Here is a 21,972-nt window from a genome sequence, read left to right as displayed (position 1 = left end):
CGGTGTCTGTGCGCCAGTATGCGCAGCAAGCAACCGGGCGGGGAATTACGCCGCCGGGGTAACACGATAGGGGTAGATGCATGACACTCTCGTTGGACGACATCGCCTGGCACCGCTCGGTGGGGCAACTGATCGACGCCCTGGACAAGCCCAATTTCTGGACCCAGCTTGTACGCCTGCTGGACCAGTACGTGCCCTTCGACAGCTGGGTGGCGCTGCTTTTCAGTGCCGATCAGCGCCCCCAGGTGTTCGCCGAATGCCCCGGCGAAGACGGCATCCCTGACCAGTTGTTCCAGGATTACCTGCGCGGTCTGTACCTGCTCGACCCCTTCTACATCGCCTGCCGCGAGCAGTCGCGCACCGGGCTGTATCGCCTGTCGGAAGTGGCCCCGGAGCACTTTGAGCTGACTGAGTATTACCAGCGCTACTTTCGTCTGAATGTGGTGGCCGACGAAATCCAGTTCAATTGCCAGCTCGAAGGTGACCGCACGCTGTGCCTGTCCCTGGGCAGCACCCAGCGCTTCAGCGGCCAGCAGATCGCCTTGCTGTCGTTGATCCAGCCGTGGGTGCTCGGCCTGTTGCGCCAGCGTCTACCCTATGAAATCAACGAAGTCGTAGCCTTGGCCCCCGCACCGCCGCAAGCTGATTGGCGGGTACAACTGGAAGCCTCGGTGCAGCAACTCAAAGGCGCGCAGCTGACGGCCCGGGAGCTGGATGTCGGGCGTTTGATGCTCAGCGGTTGCTCCAGTAAAGAAATCGCCCGCAAGCTGGAAATCTCGGTCGAAACCGTGAAAGTCCACAAGAAACACATGTACAGCAAGCTGGGGATCAAATCCCAGTCCGAGCTGTTTTCGATTTTTCTCCAGGCACAAAATGCCTGAATGCCCTGTGGAGCACTTTGCTTTTATGTGGGAGCGAGCTTGCTCGCGATAGCGGTTTCATATTCAGCATTGATGTTGACTGACCCGCCGCCATCGCGAGCAAGCTCGCTCCCACAGTGTTTTGTGTTTTGCCCAAATATTGAGTCCGAACCCAAGGAAACCGTATGAGCCTGTCACTCCTGAGCCGCTACGCCTTCTTTGCCGTCTGTGTGATCTTCACCCTCGCCAGCCTGCCGTTTCTTGAATACGACTGGCTCTGGCCGATTACCGCCGTCACCGCCGTCCTCAGCCTGATCGGCCTGTTCGACTTGCTGCAAAGTCCGCACGCAGTGCGGCGTAACTACCCGATCCTGGGCAACATCCGCTACCTGGTCGAAGGCATCCGCCCGGAAATCCGCCAGTACCTGCTCGAATCCGACAGCGAGGCCCTGCCCTTCTCCCGGGCCCAGCGCTCGCTGGTCTACTCCCGGGCCAAGAATGAAACCGCCGACAAACCCTTCGGCACGCTGATTGACGTGTATCAGTCGGGTTTCGAATTCATCGGCCACTCCATGCGCCCCGCGCCCTTGAGCGACCCGAGCAGTTTCCGGGTGACGGTCGGCGGCCCGCAATGCACCCAACCGTATTCGGCGTCGGTATTCAATATCTCGGCCATGAGTTTCGGCTCCCTCAGCGCCAACGCCATCCGTGCCTTGAACCAGGGTGCCAAGCTCGGCAATTTCGCCCATGACACCGGCGAAGGCAGCATCAGCCCCTATCACCGGGAAAACGGCGGCGACCTGACCTGGGAACTGGGCAGCGGCTACTTCGGCTGCCGCACCAGCGACGGCCGCTTCGACCCGGAGCGCTTCGCGGCGCAAGCCCGGACGCCACAGGTGCGGATGATCGAAATCAAGATGAGCCAGGGCGCCAAGCCCGGCCACGGCGGCATCCTGCCCAAACACAAGGTCACCAAAGAAATCGCCGAAACCCGCGGTATCCTGATGGGCGAGGACTGCGTGTCACCGTCGCGCCACACCGCGTTTTCCACGCCGATCGAAATGATGCATTTCATCGCGCAACTGCGTGAGTTGTCCGGCGGTAAACCGGTGGGCTTCAAGTTCTGCCTTGGCCATCCGTGGGAGTTCATGGGCATCGCCAAGGCCATGCTGGAAACCGGCATCCTCCCGGACTTCATCGTGGTGGACGGCAAGGAAGGCGGCACTGGCGCCGCGCCCGTGGAGTTCACCGACCACATCGGCGTGCCGATGCGCGAGGGCCTGTTGTTCGTGCACAACACCCTCGTTGGGCTGAACCTGCGGGACAAGATCAAACTCGGCGCCAGCGGCAAGATCGTCAGCGCCTTCGACATCGCCAGCGTGCTGGCCATCGGCGCCGACTGGGCCAACTCGGCGCGCGGCTTCATGTTCGCCATCGGCTGCATCCAGTCGCAGAGCTGCCACACCAACAAATGCCCGACTGGCGTCGCCACCCAGGACACCCTGCGCCAGCGCGCGCTGGTGGTACCGGACAAAGCCCAACGCGTGTTCAACTTCCACCGCAACACCCTCAAGGCCCTGGCGGAAATGCTCGCCGCCGCCGGCCTCGAACATCCATCGCAGTTGTCCGCCAAGCATCTGGTGCGACGTATGTCGGCAACCGAGATCAAGCTGTTCTCGCAGTTGCACGTGTTCCTCAAACCGGGTGAGTTGCTGACCGGCGAAGTGAACGGTGAGTTCTACTCGCGGATGTGGCAGATGGCCCGGGCCGATAGTTTCGAGCCCAGTGAAATAGCGGCGGCATAACCTCGCCACCCCGAGCAGAATCGCGCGTCACCAGCGCAGTGTTTTGCTCGGGGCCGGTTCCTTCATCACGATAAAACCGTAATCGCCGATCAGGTAAATCCGGTAGAACCGGCTTTCGACCAACGCCGGATAGCCCTGATAGCCGACCCGCGTCGCATTACGCCGCTCCTGCTCCGCCACCACGTTGGTGATGCCTGCTTTCGGCAGATTTTCGGCCAGCATGTAAAAGTCGGTATTGAGCAAGTAGTGCAGCACTGGCAGCTGTTTGAATGAGCCTGCCGCCGCCACCAACCAATAGTCGGAGTAACTCACCGAGAGGTAGATCCGCCTGGCCTCGCGCAGCGACTGATGGCTGGCGATGTCGTACGCAAGACCGGCCAGTGCCGTGGACGCAAAGGTTTTCTGCACCGTCAGCACCCGGCCATAAGCGAACGACAACGACAACATGGCCAGCAGGGGAATCATCAACAGCAGCGGCAACCGCTCATGGATCGACGCCAGCGCCAGATGCCCCAGGTAGAACAGCAATACCAGCAGCACGGCGAAGCCCATCAAGGTGCGGGCACCTTCGTTGAAGTCGCGGAAAAACAACGCGACACCGGACACCAGCAGCGTCACGACGGGCAAAGTCAGCAAACACATCAGGCCGATCAACAGCTTCTTCGGCCCGCTGTCCTGGCGCGCCGCTACGTTCAATCCCAACCGCACCGCCCCGGCTATCGCGAGCAACAGCAACCCGCCGGACACCCAGAGCCATCCGCCATGGAACAGCAGCACGACTTTTTCCAGGACCCGGCCAATGTTGATCTGGATCTGCAATGAGGGATGCGCCGTCCAATCGAGCAGCAATGTGCGGTTGGAGCCCATGAAAGGATAAGCACTGACGCTGTAGATCAACCCGCCGAGGATGACCTGAGCGGCTTTCCAGCCCAGTAGGTCGCGCCATGGTACCGGGGTGGTTTTATCGTTGGCGGCCCTGAGCAACTCCAGGCAACACAGACCCAGGAACACATTCAGGCTGACTTGATACAGCCCCAGCGCCAAGGCAATCAGGAACGACGGCACCAGCCACTGCACGCCGCGCCAAGGGTGGCGAAAGGTGATCGCATAGATCACCGCCACCAGGCTCAGGGTCGTGGTGGGACCGTCGTATTGATAAGACAGGTTCTGCAGGAAGAACGGGTTGTACCAGAGCGGCAACAGCACCAGGCAGCAAGCAACGGTGGGCTGACGGAAGTAATGGAACGTCAGGCTTGTCAGCGCCGACGCCATGGCCAGCGTGGCGATCAACAAGGGCAAGGGAAAGATGTTCGGCGCGGCATGGCTGAAGGTCAGCGCGTTGTAGAAAAGCTGGGCGAAGAGTCGGCCCTGTTCGGCCCAGGCCATGCCCGCCGCCAGCGAGCGCCAGTTGTCATCGATGTAGGGATAATCGGCGAGGATCAACGGCAGGACATACACCAGAGTAGCGGCCAGAAAAAACCGCCAGACCTGATGCCGGCTGAGCTCGCGAACGAAGACGTCGCTGAACCGCCCCATTCTAACGCCCGCCCCGGTCTTTACCGCCGACGATGTCCTTGATCACATAACGCGGCCGGTGCTTGGCCTCGATATAGATGCGACCGATATACTCGCCGAGGATGCCGATGCCGATCAGTTGCACGCCGCCGAGAAACAGGATCGCAGTCATCAGCGACGGATAACCGGGAACGCTGTTGCCGAAGAAAATCTTGTCCAGCACCATGTACACCGCATAGAGCACCGCGAACATCGAAATGCCGCCACCGACGTAAGTCCACAAGCGCAGCGGCACGGTACTGAACGAGGTCACGCCTTCCAGGGCCAGGTTCCACAGTTTCCAGACATTGAACTTGCTGCTCCCCACCACCCTTCCCGGCCGCTCGAACTCCACCACCACGGTGTTGAACCCGGCCCACGACAGCACGCCTTTCATGAATAACTGGTGCTCCGGCAAGGAACGGATCACATCGACCACCTTGCGATCCATCAGCCGGAAGTCCCCGACGTTTTCCTCGATGCGGGTGTAGGCGATGCGATTGAGCACATGGTAGAAAATCGACGCGCTGTGGCGCCTGAGGTAGCCGTCGGCGGCCCGGCTGCGGCGCTTGGCGAGTACCACGTCGGCACCCTTTTGCCATTGCTCGATCAACAACGGAATGACGTTGATCGGGTCCTGCAGGTCGACATCCATGGGAATCACGGCATCGCCGCTGGCATGCTCCAGGCCGGCAAACAGTGCCGGTTCCTTGCCGAAGTTGCGCGAGAAATTGATCAGCATGACCTGATCATCCGCCTGGGCAAGTGCCATAGCCTGTTCGGCCGTGTTGTCGGAGCTGCCGTCGTTGATGAATACGATCTCGACTTCGGTGTCGCCTAATCTCAACTCCCTTCGCACCGCCTGATAAAACAGGTTGATGGACTGCTCTTCGTTGAAGACCGGGACAATGAGCGAGATTTTCATTGATCACGTCCGCGAAACACCACGTATTTGGAATATAGAAAACCGAACACCAGGCTCAACGCCGAAAACAGGACCACCGTGAGCAAGCCGTGCAATCGCCAGAGGTCACCCAGATGGCCGATACCCAGGCTCAGTGCCCCCATGCCCAAAAGAAACAGCAGATAACCCGCGACCGTGGCACTGGCGGCGAAAGTAAATTGCGCGTTCATGTAGAAGGAAAATGACGCAGCCACGCAGAAGGCGGCCAGGTTGCTGATCGCCTGACTGAGGCCGGCTGCCACGCTCAACAGGAAAAAGATCTGCCAGTGAATCAGGGTATTGGCGACCCCGATCACCGTGTAACTGGACAGCCCTTTCCACAACAGTCTCATGTGAGGCTCCCGTTTCAAGAACGTTGCACTTATTGATATTTGAGCCTGTTTACTGTCATAAATCGCAGGTCAAGCGGTCTTTCAGACCAGCGGTTGAGCCTTGGGGCAATGCCCGAGACATCCGGTAATATCCCGGTTTTGCAATTGCCCGCGAATCAGTCCACCCTGCGCGCCGCCGATTGGGCGCGTGGCCTTTGCGCCAGCGACCAATCCCATTTTTACCCGCTGTTACGAGCCTGCTGTCATGACCTTAGCGCGCGATCACCGGATCGACTTTTTTCGTGGTCTGGCACTGATCTTCATCTTTTGGGATCACGTGCCCCACAACCCTTTGGGGCAAATCACCCTGCGTAACTTCGGTTTCAGCGATGCAGCCGAGGTCTTCGTGTTTCTGGCAGGTTTCGCATCCGTATTGGCGTACGGCAAAGTCCTGGCGCGCGAAGGCTTTCTGATCGCCTGCGTAAAAATCCTGCGCCGGGCGTGGGTGCTCTACGTGGTGCATATCTTCCTGCTGGCGATGCTGATGGGCATTGTGTTTTTCGCCAACAGCCACGTGGAAACACGGGATCTGGTGGAAGAAATGGGCATGCATCATTTCATCAGCAACCCGCAGCAGGCCCTGATCGATGAACTGCTGTTGCGCTTCAAGCCGAACCTGATGGACCCGTTGCCGCTGTACATCGTGCTGTTGGCGGGCCTGCCCCTGGTGCTGCCGCTGCTGGTGCGCAAGGCCTGGGTGGTGGTCTCGATGTCATTGGCGCTGTACCTGATGGTGCCGCTGGCTGGCTGGAACCTGGCGGCCATCAAGGACGGCGTGTGGTATTTCAACCCGGTCGCCTGGCAGCTGCTGTTCGTACTCGGCGGTGCCGCTGCGATTCACAGCCAGCGCCCGCGCCTGCCCCAGACCCGCCCATTGGTTCGCCAGCCGTTGTTTGTCGGTGCGGCGCTGTATGTCGTGGTCGCGGGTGTGTTGACCGTGCTGTGGCGTTGGCCGGAGCTACACGATGCCGTGGTGCCGGCGAGCCTGCAAACCATCCTGTACCCCATCAGCAAGACCGACCTTTCCCCCGTGCGCCTGCTGCACTTCCTGGCACTGGCCTACGTCACGGCGAAACTGATTCCCGACAGCGGATGGACACAAAACTGGCTCGCGCAGCAAAGTTGCCGCATGGGCCGTTTCTCGCTAGAGATTTTCTGTCTGGGCGTTCTGCTGGCGCCATTGGCGGACATGGTCAATGCGTTGACCGACGATGCTTTTTCCATGCAGATCTTCACGGCGTTGGTGGGTGCCGGGTTGATGGCGTTGCTGGCGACCTGGCTTGAGTTCAACAAGCGGTTGACTGGTCCAAAGCAGGTGGTAGTCGCTTGACTGATACCTGTGGCGAGGGGGCTTGTCGGATCGCCGCACCGCCCCGTTCGGCTGCGACGCAGTCGCAAATCCGATATTTGCGGTGTGTCTGGCACAACTTTAGGGCCTGATCTAGGGACTGCTTTGCAGTCCAACGGGGGCAAGCCCCCTCGCCACAAAAGCCCCGGTTCGCAGATAAATGACTTTCAACAAAAAGCCCCGGCCAATCGACCGGGGCTTTGGCTTTTCAAGCGTTACAACTTACGAAGCCGAACGCGCCGCACCTTGCGAAACATTGGTCGGTTGCAGCTTGAACACGTAGAACAGCACCGTCAGCAGCACCAGGAACGCAGGCCCCACATACAGCGCCACGCGGGTGTCCGGGAAGTACGCCATCAGGCCGACCACCAGCACCAGGAACGCCAACGCCAGGTACGAACTGACCGGGTACAGCCACATGCGATATTTCAGGCCGGCCGCTTCGCTGGCGCTCAGGCCTTTGCGGAACTTCAGCTGGGCCAGCAGGATCATCACCCAGGTCCAGATCGCGCCGAAGGTGGCAATTGCCGTCACCCAGACAAACACCTTTTCCGGCACCAGATAGTTCAGCAGTACGCCCAACAGCAACGCGCCAATCGACAGCAGCAATGCACGACGCGGCACGCCGTTGTTCGAGGTCTTGGCAAAGCCCGCCGGAGCCTGGCCGTTCTGCGCCAGGCTGTAGAGCATGCGACCGGTGCTGAAGATGCCACCGTTGCAGGACGACAACGCCGCGGTGATCACCACGAAGTTGATGATGCCGGCGGCGGTCTTGATGCCCAGCCGCTCGAACGTCATCACGAACGGGCTGCCCTGGGTGCCGATTTCGTTCCAAGGGTAGATCGACAGGATCACGAACAGCGCACCGACGTAGAACAGCAGGATGCGCCAGAACACCGAGCCGATCGCGTTCGGAATGGTCTTCTGCGGGTTCTTCGCTTCACCGGCGGTCAGGCCGATCATCTCCACGCCCAGGTAGGCGAACATCACCATTTGCAGCGACATCAACACCCCCTGTACACCGTTGGGCATGAAGCCGCCGTGGGTCCACAGGTTGGAAATACCCAGGGCCACGCCGTCGTTGCCGAAACCGAAGGCGATGATGCCGATGCCGCCGAGCACCATCGCAATGATGGTGACGATCTTGATCAAGGCAAACCAGAACTCGAACTCACCGAAGGCCTTGACCGCGATCAGGTTGATCGAGCCCATGCTGATCAACGCAGCGAGCGCCCAGATCCAGCGTGGTACATCGGGGAACCAGATACCCATGTACACCGCCACGGCAGTGATTTCCGCGACGCAGGTCACCAGCCACAGGAACCAGTAGTTCCAGCCGGTCAGGAAGCCCGCCAGCGGGCCGAGGTAGTCTTGGGCGTAACGGCTGAACGAGCCGGCGACGGGATTGTGCACGGCCATCTCACCGAGAGCGCGCATGATCACCAGGATCGCCAGACCGCCAATGATGTAAGACAGCATGATGGCCGGACCGGCCATTTCAATGGCCTTGGCCGAGCCCAGGAACAGGCCGACGCCGATACAGGCACCGAGTGCCATCAGGCGAATATGCCGCTCGCCGAGTTCACGTTTGAGCGGACCGCCCTGAGCGGTCTCGCCTTGGGGCAGGTGATTGCCTACGGGCATGGGGGACAACCTCGTCTTGTTATTGGATATGACCACCGAGTGGCGAAGCGCTGACCGATAAGCCATCGCGTCCCGAACCGGTTCTGCTTCGTGGGCAGAGTCGTCTTGTAGGAAAAACCCGCAAGATCAGTGGGAAAAACGGCGCCGAGTATTGCACAACAATGGTGCATCGTCATGCCCCTGCCAAAGTCGTACTTACCCTCGAAAAGGCTCTACTTCAGCCATTACAGACCGCCCCCTTTCTCCAGGTGCGATCACAACTGTGGCGAGGGGGCTCGCCCCCGTTCGGCTGCGCAGCAGTCGCAAAACAGGAAAACGCTGTGTGCCAGACAACCACCAGTCGCAGGTTTTAGCGCCGCTTCGCAGCGCAACGGGGGCAAGCCCCCTCGCCACAAAAACAACAACAGGTTTCTCACGCCGTCATTCCTTCACAGGTATCAGAGCTTTGACTCAACACATGCAGATCTACCCTGGACAACCGGGTACTAGCCTTGAAGGTGCAATTGATCCCCTCAAGGGAAGCAATGGAATGCCAACTCAACCCAACTCCCACCGCTTGCGTCTGGGCCGATATTCCGAGAGCGGTCGGGCATATCTCGTCACCGCCGTTGTTCATGGTCGCCAACCGATCTTTTCGGATTGGCATTTGGGACGCTTACTTGTTTCAGAACTACGTCGAGCTCATGAAACCAACGTAGTGAACTCCATCGCATGGGTGGTCATGCCCGATCACTTTCATTGGCTGATGCAGTTGGAGGAAGGCAATCTTGGGCGTGTCATCGGAGCCATCAAGTCACGTTGCACCCGTGAAGTGAACGAAATCACTGGCCGCCGTGGCCCACTCTGGCAAACCGGCTACCACGACCGGGCCATTCGCGATGGAGAAGATCTTCTGCCGTTCGCTCGCTACATCGTTGCCAATCCACTCAGGGCGGGACTTGTGGATAAAATTGGCGACTACCCGCTCTGGGATGCGTGCTGGCTGTAAACAGGCAGTCCATACGCCGAGCGTTTTGTGGCGAGGGGGCTTGCCCCCGTTGGACTGCGAAGCAGGCCCCTCAATCAGGCAACCACTGTTGTATCAGACACACCGCAAATACCGGATTTACGACTGCTTCGCAGCCGAACGGGGGCAAGCCCCCTCGCCACAAGTGCTTCAATCAGCCTGATTATCGGTGCGTCCGTGCATCATTTTGCCCTTCACATTTTCTTCACCCTCGCCAACCACCGTCTAAGCTTGAGTCAAGTCCGATCAATCTGCGTGAATGGATCAGTCGACTATGGGCGCTTTGTGGCAAACAGATTCGAGTAAAACCGTGGTTCCGAATGAAAGTGAGGATGAAGCGCCGTTACCTGAAAAACCCCGTCGTTCCAGACACGGATGGGGTGCGTTCTGGCTATTGCTGTTGATTATCGCGATTGTCGTGGGGCTGGCCGCCATGAGGGAGATGCGCACCTCGAAGTTCCAGGCCCAGGAAGTCAGCAAATACGCCGCGTCACTGAGCTATGAGCTCAAACCCGGCCCCAGCGATGCGATTCGCTATCCGGGGGAAGGTCCATTCGATCGGCGCCTGGGCTACAGCTCATTGGGTGAGTTCCTGCCGCGCCTGATCAAGCGCAATTTCATCGTTGAGGCGCAAACCCGCTTTTCTCCGGCGTTGCTGAAGTACAGCGACAAGGGCCTGTTCGTGCCTTATGCCGAGAAAATCCAGGCCGGGCTGTCGATCACCGACTGCCGCGCAGCGCCGCTGTACCAGTACCACTATCCGCAGCAGCTTTATTCAACCTTTGCCTCGATCCCGCCGGTGGTGGTCAACAGCCTGCTGTTCATCGAAAACCGCTTCCTGCTCGACCCCAGGCAACCGCTGGCCAACCCGGCGGTGGACTGGCCGCGGTTCGGCATGGCGGCGTGGTCCCAGTTGGCGAAGATGTTGCACGTGCCCGGCCAATCCGCCGGTGGCAGTACCCTGGCCACGCAGTTGGAGAAGTACCGGCATTCCCCCGATGGCTTGACGGTCAATGGCGCGGAAAAGATTCGCCAGATGGTTTCCGCCACCGTACGCGCCTATCAGGCCGGGCCACAAACCCTCGAAATCCGGCAGAACGTGGTTCGTGACTACCTCAACAGCGTGCCGTTGTCAGCGGTACCGGGCCACGGTGAAGTGCACGGCATGGCTGAAGGGTTGCGCGTGTGGTACGGCTCCGACTTCAAACAGGCCAACGAAGCGCTGTCCAGCACCGCTACGGATCCAAAAACCATGGCGGAAAAAGGCCTGGCCCTGCGTGAAATGCTGTCGTTGATGATTGCCCAGCGCCGCCCGTCGCACTACCTGACCAAGGGTCACGATGAACTGGCCGACCTCACCGACAGCCATATACGTCTGCTGGCACAAAACCATGTGATCGACGCCGAGTTCGCCGCCGCCGCCCTGGCCAGCAAAGTGATCTACCGCGACTGGGCCACCCAGCCGACCATTCAACCGATTGAAACCAACAAGGGCATCAGTGTCGCGCGCAGCCGTCTGGCCGGCATGCTCAATCGCCCGCTGTATGACCTCGACCGCCTTGACCTCTCCGCCACCAGCACCCTGCAAGGCCAGTTGCAAAGCGAGGCCACCGAGTACCTGAAAAAACTGGCCGACCCTGAGTTTGCCACGCAAATCGGCCTGATCGGCGAACGCCTCCTGACCCCCACCAGCACCACCCAGGTACGCTACAGCTTCACCTTGTTCGAACTGACCCCGGACGGCTCGCGGGTGCGGGTGCAGACCGACAGCACCGACCAGCCATTCGATATCAACGAAGGCAGCAAACTGGAACTGGGCTCCACCGCGAAAATGCGCGTGCTGACCACCTACCTGCAAATCATCGCCGAGTTGCACGACAAATACGCCGGCATGGCCGTTCCGGAACTGAAGAAAGTTGACGTGCCGGATCAGGATCGCCTGAGCCGCTGGGCGGTCGACTACCTGATCGAAAACAAGGACCGCGACCTGCAAAAAATGCTCGGCGCCGCCCTGGACCGCAAATACTCCGCCGGCCCCGGCGAGGCGTTTTTCACCGGGGGTGGCCTGCACACGTTCCACAACTTCCGCAAGGAAGACAACGGCCGGATACCGCCCCTGCGCGACGCTCTGCGCGAATCGATCAACCTGCCGTTCATTCGCCTGATGCGTGATCTGGTGCGCTACACCACCTACTCCGGCCCGAACAGCAGTGCCGAACTGCTCAAGGATGACCGCAACCCGCGGCGTCAGGAGTACCTGGCCGAATTCGCCGACCGCGAGGGCACTTCGTTCCTGCTCAAGTTCTGGAAGAAGTACAAGAACAAGGACACCCAGGACCGCCTCGACACCTTCCTCGACAGCATGCGCCCGACCCCGATCCGCATGGCCGCCGTGCACCGCTACCTGCTGCCGCAGGCCAGCCAGGAAAGCTTCAACGCCTTTGTGCGCTCGCACCTCAAAGGCGCCAAGCTCACGGAAAAGCTCACCGACGAACGTCTTGTGCGGCTCTACGAGGCCTACGGTCCAGGCTCCTACGACTTGCCGGACCAGGGCTTCATCGCCAAGGTCCACCCCCTGGACCTGTGGCTGATGGGCTACCTGCTCAATCACCCCGACGCCAAGTGGAGCGACATCGTCAAAGCCAGCCAGTTCGAGCGCCAGGAGGTCTATAGCTGGCTGTTCAAAAGCCGGCACAAGGGCGCCCGCGACAGTCGCATCCGCACCATGCTGGAGATCGAAGCGTTCCTCGACATCCACCAGCGCTGGCAGAAAGTCGGCTATCCGTTCGACCACCTGGTACCGTCGCTGGCCACCGCCATCGGCAGCTCCGGCGACCGTCCCGCAGCCCTGGCCGAATTGATCGGCACCATCCTCAATGATGGCGTGCGCATGCCGACCCTGCGCATTGACAGCCTGCACTTTGCCGCGAACACCCCCTTTGAAACCCAACTGATCAATGACCCGGACGTCGGCAAACGGGTGATGCCGTCCGAAGTAGCCACCGCCATGCGCGAGGCCCTGTCGCAAGTGGTCGACGCCGGTACCGCCAAACGCGTGGCCGGCAGTTTCAAACTGCCCGACGGCAGCCCGCTGGCGATGGGAGGCAAGACCGGTACCGGTGACAACCGCATCGAGGCCATCGGGTCCGGTGGGCGAATCTTGAGTTCCAAATCGCTCAACCGCACGGCGACCTTCGTGTTCTACATAGGCGATCACCATTTCGGCACCCTGACGGCGTTCGTGCCAGGCCGCTCGGCGGAAAGCTTTACCTTCACCTCGGCGTTGCCGGTGCAGGTGCTCAAGGGCATGGCACCGATCCTCACGCCTTACCTGCAACCGGGCACCCACACGATGTGCCAGCCAACCGAGGTGGCGGCGAGCCGCTAAGCCCGACTCAACGAAATGGAACGATGGCGGTACATATGTATTTTTCACTCTTTGATTTTTGGAGAATCGAGTCGCACCCGGCACCTTTAACAACCAATCTTTGCGCTTTTTTTAGGCAACATGCTTACCTAGGCTGGTCGTCCCCGGTACTGATCAAAGGACGATCAAACAATGCCCATTACCCCCTCGGCGATTCAAGGATCAGACCCGATCGCCATCGCCCCATTCGATAAAAGCATTCACTTCCATCAGGTCAGAAAGGCGATTCCGTCCTGGCTGTTGAACACCTCCCCATCCCGTGTCGATGCGCTGAAATCTGTCAGGCTGACGCTGCCCGACTGGCACAGGACCGCGTCGACAACCGCTCACCGCAAGTTGAAAAAAGCCAACCAGCTTAACTGGACCTCGCAGAACACCGTGGATCAGGCCCTGCGCGATCTGCTGGATATTTCAGCCTTTGCCAAACCCCTGCTGCAGCAAAAGCTGAGGGACCGCTTCGGCGTCGAAGACGATGTCGAGGAAACCTGGTTGCGCCTGTATGCCCCGGTTAAGACGGCCTGGTGGGTCCATGACTTTTCCGCAGGAACCACCAGTCGCACCATCTCGCTGCTGGATGCCGCGCTGCACAACTTTTCCCAAGACGAGGCGTTCACCCAAGATTCCGAATTCATCACCCGCCCCGACGCACGCGGGCATTTCAACGTCAAACAGCTCAAGCACAAACTGAGCATCGAGCAGTTCAAGTCCGTGTGTCGCGAACTGGACATCGGCGCCCGCTATCAGCAGCACCTGCAAGACACTTTAAAGCCGAGCGACAAGGCAGCGAGCAATGTCCTGCGCCAAAAAGTCGTTCTCAGCCAGAAAAGCGCACTGAATGTCGCCGCGCAAATGGCCCTGATGAAGCACGACATCGACCAGGATGCCTATGACGTGGTGCAAGGCATGCTCGAGGATCGTTCACGGCTGAAGTGGAACGGCAAACCCGTCGACTATTACAACCTGGCGATGATGGACACGCGCCTGAGCGGCATCATCCTGATCGCGGCGGATACAGCCAGTGCCAGCGGCCCGGTCCCGGTGATTGCCTATGTGCCCCATGACCCGCAGCACCCGCTCAAGCAATACCCTTCGTCTCTGGAATTCATGGCGGAACTGACACGCCAGTTGCGCGATGGCGCATCGGTTAAAAGCTATCAACAGTTCTTCAGCCAGTTCGTGCCCCATGAGCAACGCGGGCATTTTTTTGCCGGATTGAACGCGCGTCTCAGCACGGTGAAATGGCAGCCGGTTGCCGCCGGTTCCAGCTTGCCGAGCTGGCGCGAAACGCCTGTGGATAAACCCGATCTGCATTTCAGTGTGTCGAGCATCAAGACCGACCGCGCGACGACCTTCAACAATGACCTGTGGGGCTACCGCTACCGGCAGACCCTCAACAAGATTTTCAACGATGCCCGGGAGATCGCCATCTCCACCGAATACGCCGACCGCATGGCCCGCTGGGCCTGGTGGGACAACCTGGAAAAAATGCTCTCGGACATCCTCACGATCGCCTTGCTGGTGGCGACCCCATTTGTGCCTGTCCTGGGCCCACTGATGCTGGCATACACGGCCTATCAATTGACCGATGGCGTGGTCGAGGGCCTTGTCGACCTGGCCGAGGGACGCTTGGCCGAGGCCGGCGAGCAGACCCTCGGCGTCCTGGAAAGCGTGGTCCAGTTGGGCGTGTTCGCGGCGGCAGGCGCCGTCGGCAATGTTGCGCAGGCGAAACTTTCACCGTTTTTCGAAGGCCTGAAACCGGTGCAACTGGCAAACGGTGAGACGCGATTGTGGAACCCTGATCTCAACCCTTATCAACGCACCGACGTGGAATTACCCGCGGATGCCCGGCCTGATGATCAGGGCATTCACCAGCACCAAGGCCGGCGCATAGTGCGCCTGAACGATCAACACTTCGAAGTGCTGGAAGACCCGGTGACCGGGCAACAACGCATCCGCCACCCGCAGCGTTTCGACGCTTACGCACCAACCCTGCGCCACAATGGCCGTGGGGCCTGGGTCTGCGAAACGGAGAACCCACGGGAGTGGGAAGGTTCGACCCTGATGCGCCGCCTCGGCCACAGCACCGATGGTTTCAACGACGAACAACTGGAGCAGATTCGCCAGATCAGCGGCACCGATGAAGCCGAGCTGCGCCGGGTGCACGTTGAAAGCGCACCACCGCCAGCGCTGCTGACCGATACCCTGCAACGCCTGGCTTCACCGCCAATCGCGCCCGCCGCGGTACCCGCTGAAATCGCGCCGCTGTTCAGCGATTTCCCCGAGCTGCCGGCGACCGTTGCGGAACAAATCCTCAAAGGGGCCAGTGCCACGGAAAATCAGCACGTCACCCAGAAAAAACGTCTGCCCCTGCGCCTGAAAACCCAGGCCCGAGAGCTGCAATTTGAGACCCAGGCGGTGCGGGCGGCCCAGGGCTTGTACCCGAGCGCGTCAATCACTCCCGATACCGAGCGCCTGGTGCTGGGCACCTTGCGCTTTAACACCGATACCTTCGGCGACCTGCGTCTCGAGATTCGCCAGAGCACATTCGATGGCGAGTTGCGTTACAGCGTCGGCCCCGAAGACGCCACGCGGGTGCGGGTGCTGATTCGCGACGAGGCCGGGCAATATCAGGTGCGTAATGGCGAGGATCAGCCGATCCACGAAGCCGATGACTTTTTCGAAGCTGTCCTGCAGGCCACACAGGAGAACGGACAAAACAGCCTGGGCTACAAACCGGGTGACGGCGACAGGTTCCGCCAATGGGTCATGGTCAAATCGGCCCCGCCCAGCGAACGCCGGACCGTACTCGCCGACCCGCCCGTTCGCCCGGTGGCCGAGCATGAAACGATGTTGTTGGTGCGTGGCGGTGGGCTGAGCAGGGAGGCGAGAACCTTGCATGAACGGATACAGGATCTGCATCCGCACTTCAGTGAGGTTGAGGTTGATACGTTCGCCAATGCCCTGATCGAACAAGGCCAACCGCTGAGTGCCATTGAGCAGCATGAAGATGATCTGAACGAACTACGGATCATCCTGAATCGTTGGCGAAACCAGCAACCACCAACCTGGGGACCCGACTCAAAGGGCTTCCTGAACGGTGGTGGCGACCGCATTGCTGAAGGCCTTATCCAATGTTTCGAAAGAACAAACACCGATCTTGGCAGCCGCACTGATCCATCAAGCTACGGCCTCGACCTCTCCGGCGATCTGTTACCCATCAATCTGGAAAACTGGTGGTCGCAACGTCCCGATCTGAGGAAATTTCTGGACCGCATCACCCTTCTGAAACTCGACAACACACGCTTTTCCTCCAAGGCAAACGGCTTGCTGAAAGATTTTCCCAACCTGCGCGAACTCAGCGCCAGAGGATGCGAACTGACGAGCCTGCCGGAAAACATCGGCGCCATGCAGCGGCTCGAACGACTGAGTTTGATTGACAATGAAATCGTGCTGGACGCCGCCGCCGTCGAGCAACTGAAGCATCTGGACTACCTGGAAATTCTGCGTCTGGATGAAAACCCCTTGGGCAGGGTTGTCGACATCTCAAGCATGCCCCGGCTGAAGGTTGTCGGGCTGCGGGACACGGTCATTACCACCTGGCCTGAAGGTACGTTGAGCAAAACCAGGCCTCGCGGCTTTCTGCTGGATCTTCGGGATAACCCAATCAACCTGATTCCCGAAGTGGTCCCAGGCTCACCGCAGGCATGGGTCGTGGCGCGTACCCGGCTGGATGTCGGCAATCTGTCGGAATCCAACCAGGGTCGCTATCAGGCAATCCGTCGTTCGGTGCAACTGCCCCCTGAACCCATCGTGCCCTCCAACAGTCTGGCCGAGTGGGTGGTCAACTCGGACTACAGCGCGAAACACTGGAGCGACGTACCCGGTTGGGGCGTCAACCGTGCCAATCTCTGGTCGGAGCTGGCCGATGAGCCTCAGGCACAGGGCTTCCTGAAAGTTTTGCTTGATACCCGCCTGAGCCGCGACTTCCAGAACCCCGGCCCGGCCCGGGATCAACTGGTGCAACGTGTCTGGCGCATGCTCGATGCCGCATACGTCGATACGCCTCTGCGGGAGAAGCTGTTCACCATGGCCGTCGCGCCGGTGGATTGCGCCGACGCCGGTGCGCAGTTGTTCAATCACATGGGCATTGATGTGCTCGCCTACGAGGCCCACGCGTATTCCACCGACCCAGTGCAGCTGGAGCAGAAGCTGGTGACCCTGGCCAAAGGCGCGGCGCGGCTGGAACAGGTCAACGACATTGCCCGTGCCGATGTCGCCAGTCGTGGCGGCAACCCGGACGAAGTCGAGGTCTACCTGGCCTATCAGACCGGACTGGCAGAGCGCCTCGACCTGCCCTGGCAATCGAAGGGCATGTTGTTCCGGCCGGTGTCCGGCGTCACTGACGCGATGATCGATCAAGCCTATGACACGGTGCTGGCCCTGGGCGAAGGCGATGGTCTGGTCGACCGAATGCTCGAACAGGATTTTTGGCAAAACCATTTGAACGAGCGCTATGCGACTGACATGGAAGCCAATAAACGTCGCTATCTGGGCCTGTCGGATCAACTGGACACTTTGCGCACGACCCAGCGCGAATGGGCTGAATCGACGTCGGATACTCAGCGAGCTGCCCTGCGCAGCCGGCTCAGGGAACTGATGAACGATCTGCCGGCGCCGGACACGGTGGTCTTTGCCGATGAGCCATTGAGTGATGGAATTTTCGATCGCCTGCTGGTCGACCTCGGTGACGCCGAGAAAGAACTGTCGAGGCGCTTGACCCGTCAAGCCATGAAGCGCGCCGGCCAGTAAAAAGCATAAACATTGATGCTGGATGTGCCTGCCTCATCGCGAGCAAGCTCGCTCCCACAGGGGATCGGTGGTCGCCACAAGATCTGTGTACGACACCCATCCACTGTGGGAGCTGGCCTGCCAGCGATGGCGGCAGCCCCGAGCCTCAGACCTCGGAATCCCAGATCACGGTGACCTTGCCCCTGTAGAAAGGACCGGCACCCGGTTCGAGCATGAATGCCATTTGACTCTGGGGCACTTCAAAGTGCAGAACACCCGGCGCCCTGTCGACGTAGAAACCCGGCTGGAAATACAACGCATTGGCGGCGCCCGATCGCATTCGCATGTGCCTGACGGGTTGCCCGCTCATGTCGGTCAGGCCATTGGGCAGAGTGACAAAGACCTGCAGCTCCACCCCACGCTTGGAGGCACGGTCATCGAGCATGCAGTCGTAGGCAGTGCTCCACTCACACTCCATGTACATCTTGAAACGCGAGGAGGCCGAGATGTTGAAGGTCTGGTCACGGAACAACCGCACCGGTTTGCGCCCCGCCTGCAACCAGCTCTGCCAGCCACCGGCCGGTACCAATTGGACTTTCTCACCACCGGGCGGAATATCGACCTTGAGGGTGTGTTGAACGTCGAGGTTGAAGTTCATGGTCAACACCGGACTGCTCGGCAGCATGACATCGCCGAAATCGAAGTCGCCGTTGGGACCGACCGTATAGGTCAGCGAGCCTGTGTAATTGCCTGCCAACATGCCCAATGGATTGGGCGTGACCAGTTCATAGGAAAAATCCAGATGGTCGTAGCGCAACCAAGGGACATCGAACTTCGCCTGTTTATTACACGCGGCCTGCTCCGGTGCTTTCCAGAAAAAACCATAGGAGGTGGGGCGGTAGTAACCCACACCGCTGTAAACACACGGCGACGGCGCGTACACCCAACTCTGCCCCCACAACAGGTTATGCGCATTCCGGGAGTCATCGTTGGTGTCCCCTGTCAACGTCCGAACATCCTCAGTCACATACTTGGAGCCCACCCCGGTAATCCGCATTCTTACCTGTTCCACCGCTCCGGATTCATGACGCACTGACAGCTCACGCCATTGCGCTGGCACCGTGATTGTTGCGCCCTGGCGCGGTGATGCATGGTTGGCCGGAATCGCGCGATTGGATTCGAATCGAATCGGAACTTGCAGGCTGAACGTCTTGTTTTCCTCACATTGCTCCGGATACAGCTGACAGTAGCCACTGGGCGGCGTGGTGTTCTTGAATTGGTTGATGTGCGGATACGCTGAATCGGGCTTGAACAAAGCTGTAATTGATACGTCTTGCGCCAACGCCTGGGGCATCAGCCACCACACCATTAAAAGGCTCCATAACCAAAAAAGCCTTCTTGAAAACAAAACACCTGTGACATTCATCTGTATCCATCTCCGAAAAGCCGCCCTGCTCCCTGGGTGGCGATATCCACTCGACATTCAAACGCTGCAACACCCGTTAGCACCGAGAATCACTGTGGGAGCGAGCTTGCTCGCGATGAGGCCGGCACCTTCAGCATCCATGGCGCCTGACACTCCGCCATCGCGAGCAGGCTCGCTCCCACATTTTTGATCCATGCCAAAAACAGATCAGGGTGCCGCGGCACTGAAAATCAATTGCACCGTTCCGTAGTAAGTGCCGGGCTTGTAACCACCGACCGGCTCTTTCGGCTGGACTTCCAAAGCAAAGCGCCCGCCTGCCATCGCCTGCGCCGCCGACACCACTTCGCGCGGCGTCGCCTCGTGGCTCAACTCCTGGCCATTGAAGGTGACCCGCAAGTAGATGTTCTGGTCCTCCCGCCCGTTGAACAGATAGGGCTCGGCGTCCAGCCGCGCTTCGATCGCACTGGTGTCGTGCTTGACGTCGAAATTCTTGCGCAACCCTTCGAGCTTCGACGTGTTGCGATTCCACGGCAGGGTCTGTTCCAGATGAATCCAGTTCGTCTCGGCCGGTAGCACGTAAAAGCCCAGGGTCGGAATATCCGCCCACACTTCGAACGTGCGCTCTTCCCGTGCCGCGAAAACCTGGGCACACGTCATCACGCCCACACAGAGGGCGATGGCCGATTGCTTGATCATGTCAGTTACCTGTTGCGAGAAAAAAAGCGGCGAGTCTTCCAGGGCGACCCGCCTTTGGCGGTGTTACTGGCTGGCAACGCGCAACGCTTTTTTGTCGGCGCCTTCAATCAGGTTGAAGCGGTATTCGCGACCGGGTTTCTTCTCGAACTCGAACGACTTGCCCGCCAGAACGTGATGCTTGGTGGTCGGCTCGCACTCGGTTTCATTCTTCAGCGAGCAATTGCGAAACTCATCGATCACCACCACGGTGTTGCCGTTGTTGCGCAGTCGATAAACACCGGCGCTGTCATCGATCACGCTGTCGAAACGGCTGTTCTTGGGACGGACAAAAAACACCGTGCCAAACCCGGTCATCACGTTGACCCCCGCCGACAGGTTCTCCTTGTAGGTTTCGCGCTCTTCACTGGACACCGCGAAGTCGTCTTCCTTTTCCGGTACCACCGGCACAAAACGCACGCGGAAATAACGTTCGGTGTCACGAGCGCCCAAGTGCAGCAAACGCGTACCCTGCATGCCATTGGCCGGCACGATCAGCCGTGCGGGGCTGGCCATCAAGCCATCCCGACCGCTGCCATCCGCTTGCGTTGCGACGGGTACCTCGCGGTGGCTGCCATCGGCGTCATAGATGATTTCCAGGATGTTGACCTTGACGAACGCGGTGCTGTCGCCGCTGTTGAATACGCGTTTGAGGTAGGTGCTCTTGTCGCCGTCCAGATAGTCGTACACCGTTCCCACGTTGATCTGCGGACCGGCCTGAACCGCCAGAGAAAACCCGCTCAAACCCAACAGCAACCACAGACGTTTCATACCTTTGAACCTCATGACATTGAACACAACACAGGCGCGGTCCATCGATAGACGGCCCATCAGATTTCCGAATCCCAGATCACGGTGACTTTGCCCTTGTAGTAAGGACCGGCACCCGGTTCGAGCATGAATGCCATTTGACTCTGGGGCACTTCAAAGTGCAGAACACCCGGCGCCCTGTCGACGTAGAAGCCCGGCTGGAAATTCAACGCATTGGCCGCGCCCGCTCGCAAACGCATGTGCCTGACGGGTTGCCCGCTCGTGTCGGTCAGGCCATTGGGCAGGGTGACAAAGACCTGCAGCTCCACCCCCCGCTTGGAGACGCGGTCATCGAGCATGCAGTCGTAGGCAGTGCTCCACTCGCACTCCATGTGCATCTTGAAACGCGATGAGGCCGAGATGTTGAAGGTCTGGTCACGGAACAACCGCACGGGTTTTCGCCCCGCATGCAACCACCTCTGCCAGCCGCCAGCCGGGACCAGCTGAATTTTTTCACCGCCGGGGGGGATGTCGATTTTCAACACATGTTCAACGTCGAGAAGAAAATCAAGAACGATGACGTTGTCCTGAGGAATCATCACATCGCCCAAATCAAAATCCTGGCTTGGCCCAACTCGAAAAATATGCTGTCCGGTGTATTGCCCCGAAACCATGTCTTGGGGATTGGGAGTATCAAGCTCATAAGTAATGTCGAACGTTTCATATTTGAAGGGTTGTGGAATATCGAAAACAGCCTTCTTGGCGCAAATCTCGGCGCTAACCGGGTGCCGCCAGAAACTATTGAAACCAATGTCATTACCCGCACCCATTAAACCGGTGCACGGTGGACCGGCATAACTCCAGGTACCGCCCTCAAACAGATAGTTATGGCCTAACCCGCCGGTCAGTTCGGGTGCCGGCAGAGGTAATTTGTAGGCCACGCCCATGCCGGCCACCCGGAACCTGACGGTTTGAGGGGGCGCCGTTGGGTGGCTGACGGTCACGTCTTGCCATTGCGAAGGAATGTTAAACATCGCCCCCAAACGCTTGTTGGTATGACCGCCCACAATGGTTGCATTCGAGTAAGAGAGAATAGGCAGGCGTAAGCTGAACAGGTTTTCAGCGTGGCATTGAGGTGGGTTATCCAAGCAAAAACCACTTAACGGCGTTCTATTTTCGAACTTATTGAATTGAGGGTTAGATGCATCAGGGTAAAACACTGCCCTGATTTGTTGGGTGACCGCTGCGGCTGAAGCAGGGAACAGCGCCACGACTACTCCAACAACAGCGGCTGCAT

At 59.4% G+C, this 21,972-nt stretch carries 14 protein-coding genes; 6 read left to right on the top strand and 8 right to left on the bottom strand.

What is annotated here, in order from left to right; genetic code table 11:
- The first annotated feature begins 80 nt into the window (after positions 1-80).
- Complete coding sequence (locus tag AC1RP7_RS13880; RefSeq protein WP_223503236.1) at positions 81-881, top strand: helix-turn-helix transcriptional regulator; 801 nt, start codon at positions 81-83, stop codon at positions 879-881.
- Between the two features lie 164 nt (positions 882-1,045).
- Positions 1,046-2,665 carry an FMN-binding glutamate synthase family protein gene (locus tag AC1RP7_RS13875; RefSeq protein WP_493181970.1) on the top strand — a complete coding sequence of 540 codons (1,620 nt, stop codon included), beginning with the start codon at positions 1,046-1,048 and terminating at the stop codon, positions 2,663-2,665.
- A 27-nt stretch (positions 2,666-2,692) separates the two neighbouring features.
- On the opposite strand, the gene AC1RP7_RS13870 is transcribed toward AC1RP7_RS13875, so the two are convergent.
- From AC1RP7_RS13870 to AC1RP7_RS13860, 3 genes are read right to left on the bottom strand one after another with little or no spacing between them, the layout of a single operon-like run.
- Positions 2,693-4,201, bottom strand: a complete 1,509-nt coding sequence (locus AC1RP7_RS13870) for a glucosyltransferase domain-containing protein (protein WP_218495010.1) — start codon at positions 4,199-4,201, stop codon at positions 2,693-2,695.
- 1 nt (position 4,202) lies between these two features.
- Positions 4,203-5,144, bottom strand: coding sequence for a glycosyltransferase family 2 protein (locus AC1RP7_RS13865; RefSeq protein WP_340315414.1), 942 nt, complete (start codon positions 5,142-5,144; stop codon positions 4,203-4,205).
- Positions 5,141-5,515, bottom strand: coding sequence for a GtrA family protein (locus AC1RP7_RS13860; protein ID WP_057716240.1), 375 nt, complete (start codon positions 5,513-5,515; stop codon positions 5,141-5,143). Before AC1RP7_RS13860 ends, AC1RP7_RS13865 begins: the two co-directional genes overlap by 4 nt.
- Positions 5,516-5,759: 244 nt before the next feature.
- Here AC1RP7_RS13860 and AC1RP7_RS13855 point away from each other — a divergent pair, with 244 nt between their 5' ends.
- Positions 5,760-6,884 carry an OpgC family protein gene (locus AC1RP7_RS13855; protein ID WP_493181967.1) on the top strand — a complete coding sequence of 375 codons (1,125 nt, stop codon included), beginning with the start codon at positions 5,760-5,762 and terminating at the stop codon, positions 6,882-6,884.
- A gap of 240 nt (positions 6,885-7,124) precedes the next feature.
- On the opposite strand, the gene AC1RP7_RS13850 is transcribed toward AC1RP7_RS13855, so the two are convergent.
- Positions 7,125-8,546, bottom strand: coding sequence for an amino acid permease (locus AC1RP7_RS13850; RefSeq protein WP_429520719.1), 1,422 nt, complete (start codon positions 8,544-8,546; stop codon positions 7,125-7,127).
- A 529-nt stretch (positions 8,547-9,075) separates the two neighbouring features.
- On the opposite strand from AC1RP7_RS13850, the gene AC1RP7_RS13845 reads away from it, so the two are divergent.
- The 3 genes from AC1RP7_RS13845 to AC1RP7_RS13835 all read left to right on the top strand — a co-directional run bounded on the left by AC1RP7_RS13845 (position 9,076) and on the right by AC1RP7_RS13835 (position 17,788).
- The gene (locus AC1RP7_RS13845) at positions 9,076-9,534 is read left to right on the top strand and encodes an REP-associated tyrosine transposase (RefSeq protein ID WP_218495120.1); all 459 of its coding nucleotides are present in this window, start codon (positions 9,076-9,078) and stop codon (positions 9,532-9,534) included.
- A gap of 292 nt (positions 9,535-9,826) precedes the next feature.
- Positions 9,827-12,940, top strand: coding sequence for a transglycosylase domain-containing protein (locus AC1RP7_RS13840; protein WP_493181966.1), 3,114 nt, complete (start codon positions 9,827-9,829; stop codon positions 12,938-12,940).
- Positions 12,941-13,111: 171 nt separating this feature from the next.
- Positions 13,112-17,788, top strand: coding sequence for an NEL-type E3 ubiquitin ligase domain-containing protein (locus AC1RP7_RS13835; RefSeq protein ID WP_493181965.1), 4,677 nt, complete (start codon positions 13,112-13,114; stop codon positions 17,786-17,788).
- 145 nt (positions 17,789-17,933) lie between these two features.
- Here the strand turns inward: AC1RP7_RS13835 and AC1RP7_RS13830 are convergent, their stop codons facing one another.
- The 4 genes from AC1RP7_RS13830 to AC1RP7_RS13815 form a co-directional block, all read right to left on the bottom strand.
- The gene (locus AC1RP7_RS13830; RefSeq protein WP_493181963.1) at positions 17,934-19,136 is read right to left on the bottom strand and encodes a hypothetical protein; all 1,203 of its coding nucleotides are present in this window, start codon (positions 19,134-19,136) and stop codon (positions 17,934-17,936) included.
- A 264-nt stretch (positions 19,137-19,400) separates the two neighbouring features.
- Entirely contained in the window at positions 19,401-19,889 is a 489-nt protein-coding gene (locus tag AC1RP7_RS13825; protein ID WP_057716247.1) for a CS1 type fimbrial major subunit, read from the bottom strand.
- 63 nt (positions 19,890-19,952) lie between these two features.
- Entirely contained in the window at positions 19,953-20,696 is a 744-nt protein-coding gene (locus AC1RP7_RS13820) for a molecular chaperone (protein WP_407514222.1), read from the bottom strand.
- A gap of 59 nt (positions 20,697-20,755) precedes the next feature.
- On the bottom strand, positions 20,756-21,946 hold the full coding sequence (locus tag AC1RP7_RS13815) for a hypothetical protein (protein ID WP_241781145.1): 1,191 nt from the start codon (positions 21,944-21,946) through the stop codon (positions 20,756-20,758).
- Positions 21,947-21,972: the final 26 nt, after the last annotated feature.

It is taken from the genome of Pseudomonas sp. GW822-FHT01E03 (genome assembly GCF_058802985.1).
This window is presented reverse-complemented; position numbering and strand designations above follow the sequence as displayed.

Coding starts and splice junctions, on each gene's coding strand:
- AC1RP7_RS13875 (WP_493181970.1), top strand. CDS start 1,046: ATGAGCCTGTCACTCCTGAGCCGCTACGCCTTCTTTGCCGTCTGTGTG.
- AC1RP7_RS13825 (WP_057716247.1), bottom strand. CDS start 19,889: ATGATCAAGCAATCGGCCATCGCCCTCTGTGTGGGCGTGATGACGTGT.
- AC1RP7_RS13860 (WP_057716240.1), bottom strand. CDS start 5,515: ATGAGACTGTTGTGGAAAGGGCTGTCCAGTTACACGGTGATCGGGGTC.
- AC1RP7_RS13855 (WP_493181967.1), top strand. CDS start 5,760: ATGACCTTAGCGCGCGATCACCGGATCGACTTTTTTCGTGGTCTGGCA.
- AC1RP7_RS13845 (WP_218495120.1), top strand. CDS start 9,076: ATGCCAACTCAACCCAACTCCCACCGCTTGCGTCTGGGCCGATATTCC.
- AC1RP7_RS13820 (WP_407514222.1), bottom strand. CDS start 20,696: ATGAAACGTCTGTGGTTGCTGTTGGGTTTGAGCGGGTTTTCTCTGGCG.
- AC1RP7_RS13880 (WP_223503236.1), top strand. CDS start 81: ATGACACTCTCGTTGGACGACATCGCCTGGCACCGCTCGGTGGGGCAA.
- AC1RP7_RS13870 (WP_218495010.1), bottom strand. CDS start 4,201: ATGGGGCGGTTCAGCGACGTCTTCGTTCGCGAGCTCAGCCGGCATCAG.
- AC1RP7_RS13840 (WP_493181966.1), top strand. CDS start 9,827: ATGGGCGCTTTGTGGCAAACAGATTCGAGTAAAACCGTGGTTCCGAAT.
- AC1RP7_RS13830 (WP_493181963.1), bottom strand. CDS start 19,136: ATGGTGTGGTGGCTGATGCCCCAGGCGTTGGCGCAAGACGTATCAATT.
- AC1RP7_RS13835 (WP_493181965.1), top strand. CDS start 13,112: ATGCCCATTACCCCCTCGGCGATTCAAGGATCAGACCCGATCGCCATC.
- AC1RP7_RS13865 (WP_340315414.1), bottom strand. CDS start 5,144: ATGAAAATCTCGCTCATTGTCCCGGTCTTCAACGAAGAGCAGTCCATC.
- AC1RP7_RS13850 (WP_429520719.1), bottom strand. CDS start 8,546: ATGCCCGTAGGCAATCACCTGCCCCAAGGCGAGACCGCTCAGGGCGGT.